Source organism: Idiomarina rhizosphaerae (genome assembly GCF_024159085.1).
Lineage (GTDB): Bacteria > Pseudomonadota > Gammaproteobacteria > Enterobacterales > Alteromonadaceae > Idiomarina > Idiomarina rhizosphaerae.
The window spans coordinates 1-16,130 of the sequence record NZ_JAMZDE010000004.1; the positions used below are offsets into that span (position 1 = coordinate 1).

General features: G+C 46.6%; 13 protein-coding genes and 1 tRNA gene. All 14 read right to left on the bottom strand.

What is annotated here, in order from left to right; genetic code table 11:
• The coding region (locus tag NJR55_RS03975) for a GTP-binding protein (protein ID WP_208107646.1) at positions 1 to 95 on the bottom strand (95 nt) is incomplete at its 3' end.
• 59 nt (positions 96 to 154) lie between these two features.
• Entirely contained in the window at positions 155 to 2,278 is a 2,124-nt protein-coding gene (gene fusA / locus NJR55_RS03980; protein WP_253618079.1) for an elongation factor G, read from the bottom strand.
• Between the two features lie 28 nt (positions 2,279 to 2,306).
• Positions 2,307 to 2,777, bottom strand: coding sequence for a 30S ribosomal protein S7 (rpsG, locus tag NJR55_RS03985; protein ID WP_011233610.1), 471 nt, complete (start codon positions 2,775 to 2,777; stop codon positions 2,307 to 2,309).
• Between the two features lie 72 nt (positions 2,778 to 2,849).
• Positions 2,850 to 3,224, bottom strand: coding sequence for a 30S ribosomal protein S12 (gene rpsL / locus NJR55_RS03990; RefSeq protein WP_011233609.1), 375 nt, complete (start codon positions 3,222 to 3,224; stop codon positions 2,850 to 2,852).
• Between the two features lie 206 nt (positions 3,225 to 3,430).
• Positions 3,431 to 7,666 carry a DNA-directed RNA polymerase subunit beta' gene (gene rpoC / locus NJR55_RS03995; protein WP_253618083.1) on the bottom strand — a complete coding sequence of 1,412 codons (4,236 nt, stop codon included), beginning with the start codon at positions 7,664 to 7,666 and terminating at the stop codon, positions 3,431 to 3,433.
• 72 nt (positions 7,667 to 7,738) lie between these two features.
• Positions 7,739 to 11,767 carry a DNA-directed RNA polymerase subunit beta gene (rpoB, locus tag NJR55_RS04000; protein ID WP_011233607.1) on the bottom strand — a complete coding sequence of 1,343 codons (4,029 nt, stop codon included), beginning with the start codon at positions 11,765 to 11,767 and terminating at the stop codon, positions 7,739 to 7,741.
• Positions 11,768 to 11,983: 216 nt separating this feature from the next.
• Entirely contained in the window at positions 11,984 to 12,358 is a 375-nt protein-coding gene (gene rplL, locus NJR55_RS04005) for a 50S ribosomal protein L7/L12 (protein ID WP_253618084.1), read from the bottom strand.
• Positions 12,359 to 12,412: 54 nt separating this feature from the next.
• Positions 12,413 to 12,931, bottom strand: a complete 519-nt coding sequence (rplJ, locus tag NJR55_RS04010) for a 50S ribosomal protein L10 (RefSeq protein WP_253618085.1) — start codon at positions 12,929 to 12,931, stop codon at positions 12,413 to 12,415.
• 267 nt (positions 12,932 to 13,198) lie between these two features.
• Positions 13,199 to 13,894, bottom strand: coding sequence for a 50S ribosomal protein L1 (gene rplA / locus NJR55_RS04015; protein ID WP_253618086.1), 696 nt, complete (start codon positions 13,892 to 13,894; stop codon positions 13,199 to 13,201).
• Between the two features lie 3 nt (positions 13,895 to 13,897).
• Positions 13,898 to 14,326 (bottom strand): 50S ribosomal protein L11, encoded by a 429-nt coding sequence (gene rplK / locus NJR55_RS04020; RefSeq protein WP_011233603.1) that lies wholly within the window; start codon positions 14,324 to 14,326, stop codon positions 13,898 to 13,900.
• A 138-nt stretch (positions 14,327 to 14,464) separates the two neighbouring features.
• Positions 14,465 to 15,004: a transcription termination/antitermination protein NusG gene (gene nusG / locus NJR55_RS04025; RefSeq protein ID WP_054491337.1), complete on the bottom strand. Its 540-nt coding sequence runs from the start codon at positions 15,002 to 15,004 to the stop codon at positions 14,465 to 14,467.
• 2 nt (positions 15,005 to 15,006) lie between these two features.
• Complete coding sequence (gene secE / locus NJR55_RS04030) at positions 15,007 to 15,387, bottom strand: preprotein translocase subunit SecE (protein WP_034818783.1); 381 nt, start codon at positions 15,385 to 15,387, stop codon at positions 15,007 to 15,009.
• 47 nt (positions 15,388 to 15,434) lie between these two features.
• A tRNA-Trp gene (locus tag NJR55_RS04035) sits at positions 15,435 to 15,511 on the bottom strand.
• Between the two features lie 148 nt (positions 15,512 to 15,659).
• A partial coding sequence (locus NJR55_RS04040) for an EF-Tu C-terminal domain-related protein (RefSeq protein WP_253618040.1) occupies positions 15,660 to 16,130 on the bottom strand: 471 nt, incomplete at its 5' end.

Genomic DNA, 16,130 nt, shown 5'->3' on the forward strand with positions numbered 1-16,130 from the left:
ATAGCAGCAGTTAGTGTTGTTTTACCGTGGTCAACGTGACCGATGGTGCCGACGTTTACGTGCGGCTTCGAACGTTCAAATTTTTCTTTAGACATGATATATCCTCAAACTTAAGTTAAAAGCCCGGCCTCGAAAGAACCGGACCAGACCTTACTTATTTAGCGTTACGCTCAGCCATTACTTTTTCAGCAATGTTGTTTGGTGCTTCAGCGTACTTCAGGAACTCCATAGAGTACGATGCACGACCCTGCGTTTGTGAACGCAAGTCTGTCGCATAACCGAACATCTCAGACAGTGGTACCTGAGCATTAACTGCTTTCAAGCCACCCGGAGCTTCTTCCATACCTTCGATAAGACCGCGACGACGGTTTAAGTCACCCACGACATCACCCATAGATTCTTCAGGAGTGATAACTTCAACTTTCATCATTGGCTCTAACAGCGCTGGGTTAGCTTTTAATGCACCTTTTTTGAAGGCCATGCTACCAGCGATTTTAAATGCCATTTCAGAAGAGTCGACATCGTGATATGAACCATCATACAGAGTCGCTTTAACACCCAATACAGGATAGCCAGCCAAGACACCTTGTTGCATCTGTTCTTGGATACCCTTGTCTACTGCCGGGATGTACTCTTTCGGTACAACACCACCAACAATTTCGTTTACAAATTTGTAAGTAATGTCATCGCCATTCGCGTCTTCTTCAATCGTCATAGGCTCAAGTTTCAGCCATACATGACCGAACTGACCACGACCACCTGATTGACGTACGAATTTGCCTTCGATTTCTACCGCGTCGCGAATAGCTTCACGATAAGCAACCTGAGGCTGACCTACGTTACATTCAACCTTGAATTCACGCTTCATACGGTCAACGATGATATCCAGATGAAGCTCACCCATACCAGAGATGATTGTCTGGCCAGATTCTTCGTCAGTCTTAACACGGAACGATGGATCTTCTGCAGCCAGTTTACCTAAAGCAATACCCATTTTTTCCTGGTCAGCTTTAGTTTTCGGCTCTACTGCAACCGAGATAACCGGCTCAGGGAATTCCATACGCTCAAGTGTGATTTTATGAGCTGGATCACACAGCGTGTCACCTGTAGTAACGTCTTTAAGACCAATCAGTGCCGCGATGTCACCAGCGCGAACTTCTTTGATCTCTTCACGGCTGTTTGAGTGCATTTGTACCATACGGCCAACGCGTTCTTTTTTGTTCTTAACTGGGTTAACAACACCGTCGCCCTGGTTCAATACACCAGAGTAAACGCGAACGAACGTCAAGGTACCAACAAATGGGTCAGTCGCAATTTTAAATGCCAGAGCTGAGAATGGTTCTTCGTCAGACGACTTACGTACGCCTTCAGATTCATCATCCAAAATACCAGTGATAGGCTTAACTTCTGTTGGTGATGGCAAGTATTCAATAACAGCGTCAAGCACAGCCTGAACACCTTTGTTTTTGAACGCAGAACCACAAGCAACCAAGCAGATGTCGTTAGCCAGAGTACGGATACGCAAGCCTTGCTTGATTTCCGCTTCTGTTAACTCACCTTCCTCAAGGTATTTGTTCATCAACTCTTCGTTAGCTTCAGCCGCAGCTTCTACCAACTCACCATGATATTTTTCACAGTCATCAACCATGTCAGCAGGGATATCTTCATAAGTGAATGAAGTACCCATGTCTTCTTCGCTCCAGTTGATGAACTTCATTTTAACTAAGTCCACAACGCCGCGGAAGTTGTCTTCTGCGCCTACTGGTAGCTGCATTGGAACAGCCTGAGCTGCCAAACGCGTTTTCATTTGGTGTACAACAGATAAGAAGTCTGCGCCTGCACGGTCCATCTTGTTGACGAATACCATGCGAGGAACTTCATATTTGTTTGCCTGACGCCAAACGGTTTCAGTCTGAGGCTGGACACCAGATGATGCACAAAGTACAACAACAGCGCCGTCAAGAACACGCAAAGAACGTTCAACTTCGATGGTGAAGTCAACGTGTCCAGGAGTATCGATGATGTTTACACGATGCTCAGGGAACTGCTTGTCCATACCCTGCCAGAAACAGGTGGTAGCTGCCGACGTGATAGTGATACCACGCTCTTGTTCTTGTTCCATCCAGTCCATGGTGGCTGCACCATCGTGCACCTCACCAATTTTGTGAGACAAACCAGTATAAAACAACACACGTTCAGTTGTGGTTGTTTTACCGGCGTCTACGTGAGCACAAATACCGATATTACGATAGCGCTCTATGGAAGTTTTACGAGCCACAATAAACTCCTTCTAGGTTAACTGCGAATTACCAGCGATAGTGAGCAAACGCTTTGTTTGCTTCAGCCATGCGGTGAACGTCTTCACGTTTCTTCACAGCAGACCCTTTGTTCTCTGATGCATCTAGCATTTCAGCTGCCAGACGCTGCGACATTGATTTTTCACCACGGGTGCGCGCTGCATCAACTAACCAGCGCATAGCCAGTGCGTTACGGCGTACCGGACGAACTTCAACCGGAACCTGATACGTTGAACCACCAACACGACGAGATTTAACCTCAACCATTGGGCGGATGTTATCTAGTATTGTATCAAAGACTTCCAGGCGATCTTTACCTGACTTCTCTGCCAGGATGTCCAATGCACCGTAAATAATTTTTTCAGCGACTGCTTTTTTGCCGTCAACCATGACGACATTGATAAATTTGGCCAACAATTCTGATCCGAACTTAGGATCTGGAAGGATTTTACGTTGACCTATGACGCGTCTTCTTGGCATCTCAATATTCTCCGATTAATTCAGGGTTTTACCCAAAACGTACGACAGTTTGGCCTTACTAACGGAGAACCGTTAAGATTTAGGCCGCTTCGCGCCGTACTTAGAACGACCTTGTCTACGGTCATTAACACCTGAGCAGTCAAGTGCTCCGCGTACTGTGTGATAACGCACACCTGGCAAGTCTTTTACACGACCGCCACGAATTAGTACGACTGAGTGTTCTTGTAAGTTGTGACCTTCGCCACCGATGTACGAAGAAACTTCGTAACCGTTAGTTAAACGAACACGGCAAACTTTACGCATTGCAGAGTTCGGTTTCTTTGGCGTAGTTGTGTAAACACGGGTACATACACCGCGTTTTTGAGGGCACGCTTCAAGAGCCGGAACGTTGCTTTTCACAACGGGCTTTTGACGGCCTTTACGCACCAGCTGATTAACTGTTGCCATTCATTACTCCTAGTTTAGTTGATGTCGCTTTTTACCACGTGTATAGAGCGTGAAAAATCGCTTTTTTCTGACCACTGAAAGTCAGATCCCGAAATTCGGGAGCGGAAATTCTAATGGTCATATTTTCGCCTGTCAAGGCTATACAAAAGAAGCCGGCACTTTTACAGTACCGGCTTCTGTACACGAACGTTAAAAACGTTCGCTAATTATTCTGCAGAATCATCACCTGCAGAACTATTTCCAGCATTTAAGGCATCCGCAAGTTGTTGCTCAGCCTGCTCTGCAGTCATACTTGGCTCGATATCAACATTCAGTTCATCCAGTCGACGCTGCATGCGCTCTTTGTGATATGAGTAACCTGTACCTGCAGGAATCAGACGTCCAACAATTACGTTTTCTTTCAGTCCACGTAAGCTGTCTTTCTTACCGCCAACTGCTGCTTCGGTAAGAACTCGCGTTGTTTCCTGGAACGAAGCCGCTGAAATAAAGGATTCAGTCGACAACGATGCCTTAGTAATACCCAGCAACTGACGTTCAAATATTGCTGGTTTCTTACCATCTGCTTCCGCTTTTGCGTTAGCTGCTAACACTTCTGACATTTCAACCATCTCGCCTTCCAGCAAGTTTGTATCGCCAGCACGTAAAATAAGTGCTTTACGTAGCATTTGACGAACAATGGTTTCAATGTGTTTATCGTTAATTTTTACACCCTGCAGGCGGTAAACTTCCTGCACTTCGTTAACGATGTAGTTAGCAACAGCACTAACGCCACGTAAGCGTAAAATATCGTGCGGTGCTTCCGGACCATCGGCAATAACTTCACCTTTAGTCACTTGCTCACCTTCAAACACGTTCAGCTGACGCCACTTCGGAATCATCTCTTCGTGCTGATCACCACCATCGGTTGGGGTAATCAATAGGCGACGTTTACCTTTGGTTTCTTTACCGAAGGAAACCGTACCGGTTTTCTCTGCAAGAATCGCTGGTTCTTTTGGCTTACGCGCTTCGAACAAGTCAGCAACACGTGGCAGACCACCGGTAATATCACGAGTCTTAGAGCCTTCCTGAGGAATACGCGCTAAGGTGTCACCAATTTTAACCTCAGAATTATCTTCCAGGTTAATGATTGCGTTACCTGGCAAGAAGTATTGCGCAGGGATATCAGTACCGGCGATATTAACGTCGTTACCTTTACCATCAACCAATTTCACCATTGGACGCATGTCTTTACCGGCACTGGTACGCTGACCCGTTTCCAGTACAACGATGCTTGAAAGGCCTGTCAGTTCATCGGTTTGACGAGTCATAGTGACGCCATCAATTAAATCAACAAACTTGATACGACCTTCTACCTCGGTAATGATTGGGTGAGTGTGCGGGTCCCAGTTAGCAACGGTTTCGCCGCCATCTACTGAGTCGCCTTCGCCTTTTTTCAAGACCGCACCATAAGGTACTTTGTAACGCTCGCGCTCACGACCGTATTCATCAGTCAGAGTTAACTCTGTAGAACGTGACGTAATAACGTGAGCTTTATCGCTGTTCACAACCCATTTAGCGTTGTGCAGCTTGATTGTACCCGGGTTTTTCACCTGGATATTGTTTTCAGCTGTTGCACGCGATGCCGCACCACCGATGTGGAAGGTACGCATGGTTAACTGTGTACCCGGCTCACCAATTGATTGTGCTGCAATAACACCAACGGCTTCACCCTGGTTAACCATATGTCCGCGAGCCAGGTCACGACCATAACAGTGTGCACAAACACCAAAGTCTGTATCACAGGTAATAACCGAGCGAACTTTAACTTCGTCGATAGAGTTTTCTTCCAATACGTCACACATTTTTTCATCAAGCAATGTGTTACGCGGAAGTAGCTCTTCTTCGCTACCAGGCTTCATTACCGGCTCACAAAGAACACGACCCAGTACACGTTCACGCAACGGCTCTACAACGTCACCACCTTCAATCAGCGGTTTCATGTAAAGACCTTCGTATGTGCCACAGTCTTCTTCCATGATCACAACGTCTTGTGAAACGTCTACCAAACGACGAGTCAGGTAACCTGAGTTCGCTGTTTTCAATGCGGTATCGGCCAAACCTTTACGGGCACCGTGCGTCGAGATGAAGTACTGAAGTACGTTCAGACCTTCACGGAAGTTAGCCACGATTGGCGTTTCGATGATAGAGCCATCTGGCTTAGCCATCAAACCACGCATACCAGCCAACTGACGAATCTGCGCAGGGCTACCACGAGCGCCTGAGTCGGCCATCATAAAGACTGAGTTAAATGACGCTTGCTCTTCGTCTTCTCCGTCTTTATTTTTAACGATTTCTTTCGACAAGTTATCCATCATCGCTTTCGAGACTTTCTCGTTAGCGGTTGACCAAATATCGATAACTTTGTTGTATTTCTCACCAGCAGTTACCAAACCTGATTCGAACTGTTCCTGAATTTCAGCAACTTCTTCCTCTGCTGCAGAAACAATCTCTTTCTTAGCTTCAGGGATAACCATGTCGTTTATACCAACCGACGCGCCCGATACCATTGCGTAATGGAAACCGGTGTACATGATTTGGTCAGCAAAAACGACGGTATCTTTCAAACCAAGGTCACGATAAGCCTTATTCAGCATACGACCAATCGGTTTTTTGCCCATGGCCTGGTTAATCAGTTCAAAAGGCAGACCTTCCGGCATAATCAGTGACAAAATTGCACGACCACAAGTGGTATCACGCAATTCGGTTTTCGTTGTGCGATTGCCGTCGTCATCGATGGTGGTATCGGTGATACGTACCCGGACGCGACTATGCAACTCGACCTGACCCGTGCGGTAAGCCTTTTCGGCTTCGTTCGGATCTTTGAAAACCATGCCTTCGCCTTTGCCGTTGATTTTCTCTTTAGTCATGTAATACAGACCAAGTACAACGTCCTGCGAAGGAACGATAATAGGATCACCACTGGCCGGCGACAGTACGTTGTTGGTAGACATCATCAACGCACGTGCTTCCAACTGAGCTTCTAAAGTCAGTGGTAAGTGCACGGCCATTTGGTCACCATCAAAGTCGGCGTTATAAGCCGCACAGACCAATGGATGCAGTTGAATCGCTTTACCTTCAATCAGTACCGGTTCAAACGCCTGGATACCCAAACGGTGAAGTGTCGGTGCACGGTTAAGCAGTACTGGGTGCTCTTTGATGACTTCATCAAGTACGTCCCAAACTTCTGCGGTTTCGCGCTCAACCATTTTCTTCGCTGCTTTAATGGTTGTTGCTAAACCACGACGCTCTAATTTGCCATAGATAAATGGTTTGAATAATTCCAACGCCATTTTCTTAGGCAGACCACACTGGTGCAGGCGCAATTTAGGACCAACGGTAATAACCGAACGGCCTGAATAGTCAACACGTTTACCCAGCAGGTTCTGACGGAAACGCCCCTGTTTACCTTTGATCATATCAGCCAAAGATTTCAGAGGACGTTTGTTAGAGCCCGTAATAGCACGACCACGACGACCGTTATCTAACAACGCATCAACCGCTTCCTGCAGCATACGTTTTTCGTTGCGCACGATAATATCTGGTGCAGCAAGGTCCAACAGACGTTTCAGACGGTTGTTACGGTTGATTACGCGGCGATACAAGTCGTTCAGATCTGATGTTGCAAAACGACCGCCATCAAGCGGTACCAACGGACGTAAGTCTGGTGGCAAAATTGGAAGTACTTTTAAGATCATCCACTCAGGCTTGTTGTTTGATACCTGGAATGCTTCAAGTAACTTCAGTCGTTTGCTAATTTTCTTACGTTTGGTTTCTGAGTTTGTCTCAGGTAACTCTTCACGTAATTTTTGAACATCACCGTCGATATCAACAGCGCGTAACAGATCCAGAACCGCTTCTGCACCCATTTTCGCGTCGAATTCGTCGCCGTGCTCTTCAAGTGCGTCTAAGTATTCGTCTTCAGTCAGGATTTGACCCTGCTCAAGAGAGGTTAAACCACCCTCTGTAACAACGTAAGATTCGAAATACAGTACACGTTCGATATCACGCAGAGTCATATCCAGCATTAAACCAATGCGCGACGGCAATGATTTAAGGAACCAGATGTGTGCAACCGGGCTTGCCAGTTCAATGTGACCCATACGCTCACGGCGCACTTTAGTCAGTGTAACTTCAACGCCACACTTCTCACAGATGACACCACGGTGCTTCAGGCGCTTGTATTTACCACACAAGCACTCATAGTCTTTTACCGGACCAAAAATACGGGCACAGAACAAACCATCACGTTCTGGCTTAAAGGTACGATAATTAATAGTTTCAGGTTTTTTCACCTCACCATATGACCAACTACGGATCATATCTGGAGACGAAAGAGCGATGCGAATACCATCAAACTCTTCTGCCTGATTCGTCGGCTTTAAAAGCTTCAGCAAGTCTTTCACGATTTATCTCCTGTCGGAGTTCAACCTACGGGGAGCGCAAGCACTCCCCCAATTTATTCCAGCAACAGCGTCTTAGTTCTGTTCTAGCTCGATATTGATGCCCAGCGAGCGGATTTCTTTCAACAATACGTTGAAGGATTCCGGCATACCCGCTTCCATCTGCAAGTTGTTGTCGACAATGTTTTTGTACATCTTCGTACGACCGTTCACGTCGTCCGACTTCACTGTCAACATTTCTTGCAAGGTATAAGCCGCACCATATGCTTCCAATGCCCAGACTTCCATCTCACCGAAGCGCTGACCACCAAACTGAGCTTTACCACCCAGTGGTTGTTGAGTAACCAAGCTGTACGAGCCAGTTGAACGTGCGTGCATTTTATCGTCGACCAAGTGGTTCAGTTTGAGCATGTACATGTAACCAACGGTTACGTCACGTTCAAACTTATCACCCGTACGGCCGTCAAATAACCGAATCTGACCAGATTCAGGTAAATCTGCAAGCTTCAACAGTGCCTTAATTTCTTCTTCAACTGCACCATCAAATACAGGCGTAGCTGTTGGCAGACCGGCTTTCAAGTTACCGGCTAAGCGCATGACTTCATCATCAGTAAACTCAGTAATGTCTACTTTCTGACGACTTTCGCCCAAGTCGTACACCTGCTGTAAAAAGTCGCGTAATTCAGAGATAGCACGTTGCTGTTTCAGCATTTTTTCGATCTTGCTACCAATACCGCGAGCCGCCATACCTAAGTGTGTTTCCAGAATCTGACCGATGTTCATCCGCGAAGGTACACCCAGCGGGTTCAATACGATATCAACCGGGTTCCCTTCATCATCGTGTGGCATATCTTCCACAGGAATGATAGTTGAGATAACACCTTTGTTACCGTGACGGCCAGCCAGTTTATCACCAGGCTGAATGCTACGACGTACTGCTAAATATACTTTAACGATTTTCAGGACACCCGGCGCTAAATCATCGCCTTGCGTGATCTTGCGACGCTTAGTCTCAAACTTAGTATCGAAGTCGTCACGTATTTGCTGGTACTGCTCAGCAATTTGCTCTAACTGAGCTTGCGCGTCTTCGTTACCTAAGTCCTGAGTTAACCAGCTTGAGCGATCGACGCTCGCCAGCTTCGCTTCGTCAAAGCCATTGCTTAACAACAGGTTACGAGCCCGGTTGTAAATACCTTCTTCAAGAATCTTGAATTCTTCTGTCAGGTCTTTCTTAACCTTAGCCAGTTGCATTTCTTCAATCGCTACCGCGCGCTTATCTTTTTCAACGCCATCACGAGTGAATACCTGTACGTCAATAACCGTACCGTTAACACCATTTGGTACACGCAGAGAGCTGTCTTTTACATCAGACGCTTTCTCACCGAAGATAGCTCGCAAGAGTTTCTCTTCCGGCGTTAACTGCGTTTCACCTTTAGGGGTGACTTTACCGACCAGAATATCGCCGCCGTTAACTTCCGCACCAACATAAACAACGCCGGATTCATCCAGCTTGCCTAGTGCAGACTCACCGACGTTTGGAATATCAGAGGTAATTTCCTCAGCACCCAATTTGGTATCACGAGCAACACAGTTTAATTCTTGAATATGGATGGTTGTCATCCGATCTTCTTGCGCTACGCGCTCAGAAATCAGAATCGAATCCTCGAAGTTATAACCATTCCACGGCATGAAGGCCACGCGCATGTTCTGACCCAGTGCTAATTCACCTAAGTCAGTTGACGGACCATCAGCTAAAACGTCACCGCGCGTTACAGGTTCACCTGGGTTCACGGTTGGTTTTTGGTTAATACAAGTGTTCTGGTTAGAACGCGTGTATTTGGTCAGGTTATAAATATCGATGCCGGCTTCACCCGGAACCATCTCTTCTTCGTTAACCTTAACCACGATACGGCTGGCGTCTACGTAATCGACCACACCACCACGCTTAGCAACAACGGTAACACCGGAGTCAACTGCGATAGTGCGTTCGATACCTGTACCTACCAGCGGCTTATCAGCACGCAATGTTGGTACGGCCTGACGTTGCATGTTAGAGCCCATCAAGGCCCGGTTAGCATCATCGTGTTCAAGGAACGGGATCATGCTTGCTGCGATAGAAACGATTTGCTGAGGTGCAACGTCCATGTACTGGACCTGCTCTTTACTCATCAGCGTAAATTCGTTTTTATGGCGGCAAGGTACTAAGTCTTCTGTCAATTCGCCTTTATCGTTCAGACCTACGTTCGCCTGAGCGATAACATAGTTGCCTTCTTCGATTGCCGACAAATAATCAACGTCGTCTGTAACCGAGCCATTCTCAATACGACGATAAGGCGTTTCTAAGAAGCCATATTCGTTTGTACGCGAGAAAGTCGACAGCGAGTTGATTAGACCGATGTTCGGGCCCTCGGGCGTTTCGATTGGACACAAACGCCCATAGTGCGTTGGATGTACGTCACGAACTTCGAAACCGGCACGTTCACGAGTCAAACCACCCGGACCTAAAGCAGAGATACGACGCTTGTGCGTCACTTCTGACAATGGGTTGTTCTGGTCCATAAATTGCGACAGCTGGCTTGAACCAAAGAACTCTTTAACCGCAGCACTAATTGGCTTCGCGTTAATCAGGTCTTGTGGCATGGTGTTGTCTAAGTCACCCAGCGACAAGCGTTCTTTTACTGCGCGCTCTACACGTACCAAACCGACACGGAATTGGTTTTCTGCCATTTCGCCGACTGAACGTATACGACGGTTACCCAGGTGGTCAATGTCATCAACTTCATCCAAACCGTTACGGATTTCGATAAGTTTCTTCATGACTTCGACGATGTCTTCTCTGGACAACGTGTTATCACCGCTTAAGTCTTCACGACCCAAACGACGATTAAACTTCATGCGACCAACGGTTGATAAGTCATAACGTTCTTCGCTGAAGAACAGGTTATCAAATAAGGTTTCAGCAGCTTCGCGTGTTGGCGGCTCGCCCGGACGCATCATACGATAGATTTCAACCAAAGCTTCTAAGCGGTTGTTGCTTGAATCAACGCGTAAGGTTTCGCTCATGTATGGACCGTGGTCCAAATCGTTAACGAACAGAGTTTCAATTTTCTTGATACCTGCTTCGCTAAGCTCGGCGATAAGCTCAAGTGTCAGCACGTCATTCGCGTGACCAACCACTTCACCAGTTTTCTTATTTGCGTAATCTTTCGCTAATACTTTTCCGACCATGTATTCTGCCGGCACTTCCATCTCTTTAATGTCCAGTTGTTCCAACTGGCGGATGTGACGTGCAGTGATACGACGGCCTTTTTCAACCAATACTTCGCCTTCAGCACCTTTGATGTCAAACTTGGCGGTTTCGCCACGCAGACGTTCAGGCACCAACTGCATTTTCACCTTAGTTTTAAGGATTTCAAAGTAGGTTGTGTCGAAGAACATATCGAGAATTTCTTCGGTGCTGTATTCCAGAGCACGAAGAATTATTGACGCCGGTAATTTACGACGACGGTCGATACGTACAAAAACGTTGTCTTTAGGATCAAATTCAAAATCCAACCAAGAGCCACGGTAAGGAATAACACGCGCGTTATACAGGACTTTACCTGACGAGTGTGATTTACCTTTGTCGTGATCAAAGAACACACCAGGTGAACGGTGGAGCTGAGAAACGATAACTCGCTCTGTGCCATTGATAACGAAGGTTCCGTTTTCTGTCATTAACGGAATTTCGCCCATGTACACTTCTTGTTCTTTAATGTCTTTAACTGTACCGGCAGCTGCTTCTTTATCAAACAGCACCAGACGCAGTTTCACACGCAATGGTGCTGAGTAGGTAATGCCCCGGATCTGACATTCTTCAACGTCAAACGCCGGCTCACCCATGTGATAACTGACGTACTGTAGTTCCGCAGTACCAGAATAACTGGCAATAGGAAAGACCGAACGAAAAGCCGCTTCCAGACCATTATTGGCTTCTGGATCGACTTCAATAAATTTCTTAAATGAATCAAGCTGCATAGACAGCAAATAAGGAACTTCTAAGACCTGAGGTCGTTTACCGAAATCCTTACGAATACGTTTTTTTTCAGAGTAGGAGTACGCCATGGGGTTCCTCAGCTAGCTGATTGATGACCCTAACCAACGAGTGGTTCGATGGTTAAAAACAGATTAATCTTTTATCTGTCGATCCCGTTGTTATTTTTTCGCTTATCTGTATCCAACCTCGGGCAAAATGATACAAGCGATACAGCGCAAAAGGGCTGGTGGTTAATTAACCACCAGCCCAAGGCCTAAAAGGCCATATGTCGTACAAAAGTTAAATTACTTAACTTCAACTTCCGCACCAGCTTCTTCAAGCTGCTTTTTCAGCTCTTCAGCTTCGTCTTTGCTTACACCTTCTTTGACTGCTACTGGTGCAGACTCAACCATAGCTTTAGCTTCTTTCAAGCCAAGGCCAGTTGCGCCGCGAACAGCTTTGATAGCGGAAACTTTGTTTGCGCCAGCTGCTTTCAGGATTACGTCAAATTCAGTTTTTTCTTCAGCTGCTGCTTCGCCGCCTGCTGCTGGAGCAGCTACTGCTACTGCTGCAGATGCGTCAACGCCGAATTTTTCTTCAGCTGCTTCGATCAGTTCAACCAGTTCCATTACTGGCATTTCAGCGATCGCGTTTAAGATGTCGTCTTTAGTCAGAGCCATTACTCTAAACTCCTGGGTTTATAATTACAAAAAAATGGTTAAAAAACCAACGTATTATTTAGCGTCTTTAATTGCTGCCAACGTTCTAACGAACTTGCTAGGTACTTCGTTAACTGTTTTAACGAATTTGCTAACCGGTTCTTTGAAGGTGGCGAGCAATTTAGCCAATGCTTCGTCACGAGTCGGAAGTGAAGCAACTGCGTCCAATTTTTCTGGACCCATGATGCCATTACCGATTGACAGAGCTGTCACTTGCAAGTTCTTGTTTTCTTTTGCGAAGTCTTTGAACAAACGAGCTGAAGCGCCCGGTGCGTCCATAGAAAACCCATAAACAAGAGGTCCTTTAAGTGCATCGCCCATGTCGTCAAACTGTGTGCCTTCAAAAGCGCGTTTTGCCAGCGTATTTCGTACAACTTTAACGAAAATACCCTGCTCGCGAGCTTTCTTACGCAGCGCAGTCATATCGGCTACTTCGATGCCTCGATATTCAGCAACGGTGACGGCTAGCGCATTTGAAGCAACGTCGTTAACTTCTTTAACGATGGCTTTCTTTCCGGCTAAACCAATTGCCACTGATATCACCTCGTTTTCAATTTGGGACCGAAGTCCCTCGTTACAATTAGGTGGGATAAAACCCACCGCGTTGTCACGGTGATTCTCTACCCAGAGAGCCTGAGTCGGATATCACCATCTGCGTAGGAAATTAAGTGCCACTACTCGATATTCTGAGATTCTCGCGGTACACCTACGGTCTTGGACGGGAGCCTTGCTTTGTTGCGCCTTAGCAACGCCACGGCAGCTCCAACCCATAAACCATTACACTAACCTAACTGAAGCGAATTAAACCGCTGCTACAGTTGCCTGGTCAATGCTCACACCAGCACCCATTGTCGTAGACAGGCTGATGCGTTTTACATAGACACCTTTAGCTGAAGAAGGCTTAGCTTTCTTAAGAGCCGCCAACAAAGCTTCAAGGTTTTCTTTCAATTTGTCGTTATCGAAATCAACACGGCCGATTGTTGCGTGAACAATACCGTTTTTATCGTTACGATAACGAACCTGACCAGCTTTAGCATTTTTAACTGCTGTCGCTACGTCTGGTGTTACAGTACCAGTTTTCGGGTTAGGCATCAGGCCGCGTGGACCTAAGATTTGACCTAATTGACCAACAACACGCATTGCGTCAGGCGATGCAACGACTACGTCGAAGTTCATTTCACCTTTCTTAACTTGTGCTGCTAAATCTTCCATACCAACGATGTCTGCACCAGCTGCTTTCGCTTTTTCTGCATTGTCACCTGAAGTGAATACAGCAACGCGAACGTCACGGCCAGTACCGTTTGGCAGTACAGTAGCACCACGAACGTTTTGGTCAGATTTACGAGCATCGATGCCTAAGTTTACTGCGACATCAACACTTTCAGTGAATTTTGCTGTTGCTAACTCTTTTAAAAGAGTAATCGCTTCATTCACATCGTAATCACGGGCTTCAACTTTCTCTGCGATCATACGAGCGCGTTTTGTTAATTTAGCCATTGATTAGCCCTCCACGTTCAAGCCCATCGCGCGAGCAGAGCCGGCGATAGTGCGTACAGCTGCGTCCATGTCGGCAGCAGTCAGGTCTGGTTCTTTAGTTTTAGCAATTTCTTCTAATTGCGCGCGAGTTACCGTACCAACTTTTTTGGTGTTCGGCTCGCCTGAACCACTCTTGATACCAGCCGCTTTCTTCAATAAGAAAGACGCAGGAGGCGTTTTGGTAATAAATGTGAATGAACGGTCTTCGAACACTGTAATTTCAACAGGAACCGGTGCGCCTTTTTCCAGGCTGTCGGTTTGTGCGTTGAACGCTTTACAGAATTCCATGATGTTCACACCGTGCTGACCCAATGCAGGACCAACTGGCGGTGACGGGTTAGCTGAACCAGCAGCTACCTGTAATTTGATAATGGCCGATACTTTCTTCGCCATGGTAATTACCTCTGTTGTGGGTTTAACGCCTCGTAACTTTTCAGAGGAAAGTTACTCCAACGGCTTCCCGTTAAAAAAGGACGCGAATTATAAGTGACTTCGCGCCATAGATCAATCTTTGTCTTGCTGCTTTTTTGATCAGGCTTTTTCTATCTGACCAAACTCAAGCTCTACAGGTGTCGCCCGACCGAAGATAGAAACCGAGACCGTAACACGGCTCTTCTCGTAATCAACTTCTTCAACCGTACCATTGAAGTCAGCGAAAGGTCCGTCATTAACACGTACAACTTCACCAGGTTCAAACAAGGTTTTAGGCTTAGGCTTGTCTGCAGAATCTTGTAAGCGATCGAGGATAGCATCCGCTTCTTTCTTTGAAATAGGGGTAGGACGATCGCTACTACCACCGATAAAGCCAAGTACGCGAGGCACGCTCTTAATTAAGTGCCAGGCATCTTCGTCCATATCCATTTCGACTAAAACATAGCCCGGAAAGAATTTGCGTTCACTTTTACGACGAACGCCGCCGCGCATTTCTACAACTTCTTCTTTAGGTACCAGAATCTCACCGAATTTATCTTCCATACCGTGCATTTTGATATGTTCTTTCAGAGATTCGGCAACACGCGCTTCATAACCGGAAAAAGCTTGCACTACGTACCAACGTTTCTTATCGCTCATGGTTAAATCTCCAATCCGGTTAAGAAGCCAACGACACGTACCAGGATGCCATCAAGGCCCCAGAGAATAAGTGCTACTACAACGGTCGCAACAACAACGATAAGCGTTGTTTGAGTCGCTTCCTGACGCGATGGCCAGACAACCTTCCGAACTTCGGTACGACTTTCTTTTGCGAACGACAAAAAGGTTCTTCCCTTCGTAGTCGTGCTGGCAAAGAAACCTGCTAAGGCAACTAAAACAACAACAGCTATAGCTCGGTATAAAACCGACACTTCTTCTGTGTAATAATGATTACCGCCAATAGCAACAACTAAAAGGGCGATTGCGATTATCCATTTCAAACTGTTCAACGAACTGCTCTGCGTCTCGTTATTTGCGCTCATTCTTTAATCCTAGTTGCGACCGGTCTTCGCTTTGAATCAATAAAATCTGGCAGGGGCGGAGGGATTCGAACCCCCAACCGTCGGTTTTGGAGACCGCTGTTCTACCAATTGGAACTACGCCCCTAAATTTTCCTACCCTACAATTGGTGCAGGATTGGACGCGGTATTATACCTATTATGGTTTTTGACGCAAGCCCAGCCGCGCCCTTCTCCGCCCTATCAGGCATAAAAAAGCCCGGCCAAAGCCGGGCTCCTAAAATCAAACGGACTGCTTAGTCCATGATTTTTGATACAACGCCTGCACCTACGGTACGGCCACCCTCACGGATAGCGAAACGCAGACCTTCGTCCATTGCAATTGGAGCTATCAGCTCTACAACAAACTTCAGGTTGTCGCCAGGCATTACCATTTCTACGCCTTCTGGCAATTCTACTGCACCAGTTACGTCCGTTGTACGGAAGTAGAACTGTGGACGGTAGCCTTTGAAGAATGGCGTATGACGGCCACCTTCGTCTTTGCTCAGTACGTAAACTTCCGCTTCGAACTTAGTATGCGGAGTGATTGTACCTGGCTTAGCCAGTACCTGGCCACGCTCTACGTCGTCACGCTTAGTACCACGCAACAAGGCACCGATGTTCTCGCCTGCACGACCTTCGTCAAGCAGCTTACGGAACATTTCAACACCAGTAACAGTGGTCTTAGTCGTGTCTTTCATACCAACGATTTCACACTCGTCGCCTGT

Excerpts from the sequence above, each read along its gene's own strand:
- rpsG (WP_011233610.1), bottom strand. The coding sequence starts at position 2,777 with ATGCCAAGAAGACGCGTCATAGGTCAACGTAAAATCCTTCCAGATCCT.
- rpsL (WP_011233609.1), bottom strand. The coding sequence starts at position 3,224 with ATGGCAACAGTTAATCAGCTGGTGCGTAAAGGCCGTCAAAAGCCCGTT.
- rpoB (WP_011233607.1), bottom strand. The coding sequence starts at position 11,767 with ATGGCGTACTCCTACTCTGAAAAAAAACGTATTCGTAAGGATTTCGGT.
- rplL (WP_253618084.1), bottom strand. The coding sequence starts at position 12,358 with ATGGCTCTGACTAAAGACGACATCTTAAACGCGATCGCTGAAATGCCA.
- rplA (WP_253618086.1), bottom strand. The coding sequence starts at position 13,894 with ATGGCTAAATTAACAAAACGCGCTCGTATGATCGCAGAGAAAGTTGAA.
- rplK (WP_011233603.1), bottom strand. The coding sequence starts at position 14,326 with ATGGCGAAGAAAGTATCGGCCATTATCAAATTACAGGTAGCTGCTGGT.
- nusG (WP_054491337.1), bottom strand. The coding sequence starts at position 15,004 with ATGAGCGATAAGAAACGTTGGTACGTAGTGCAAGCTTTTTCCGGTTAT.
- secE (WP_034818783.1), bottom strand. The coding sequence starts at position 15,387 with ATGAGCGCAAATAACGAGACGCAGAGCAGTTCGTTGAACAGTTTGAAA.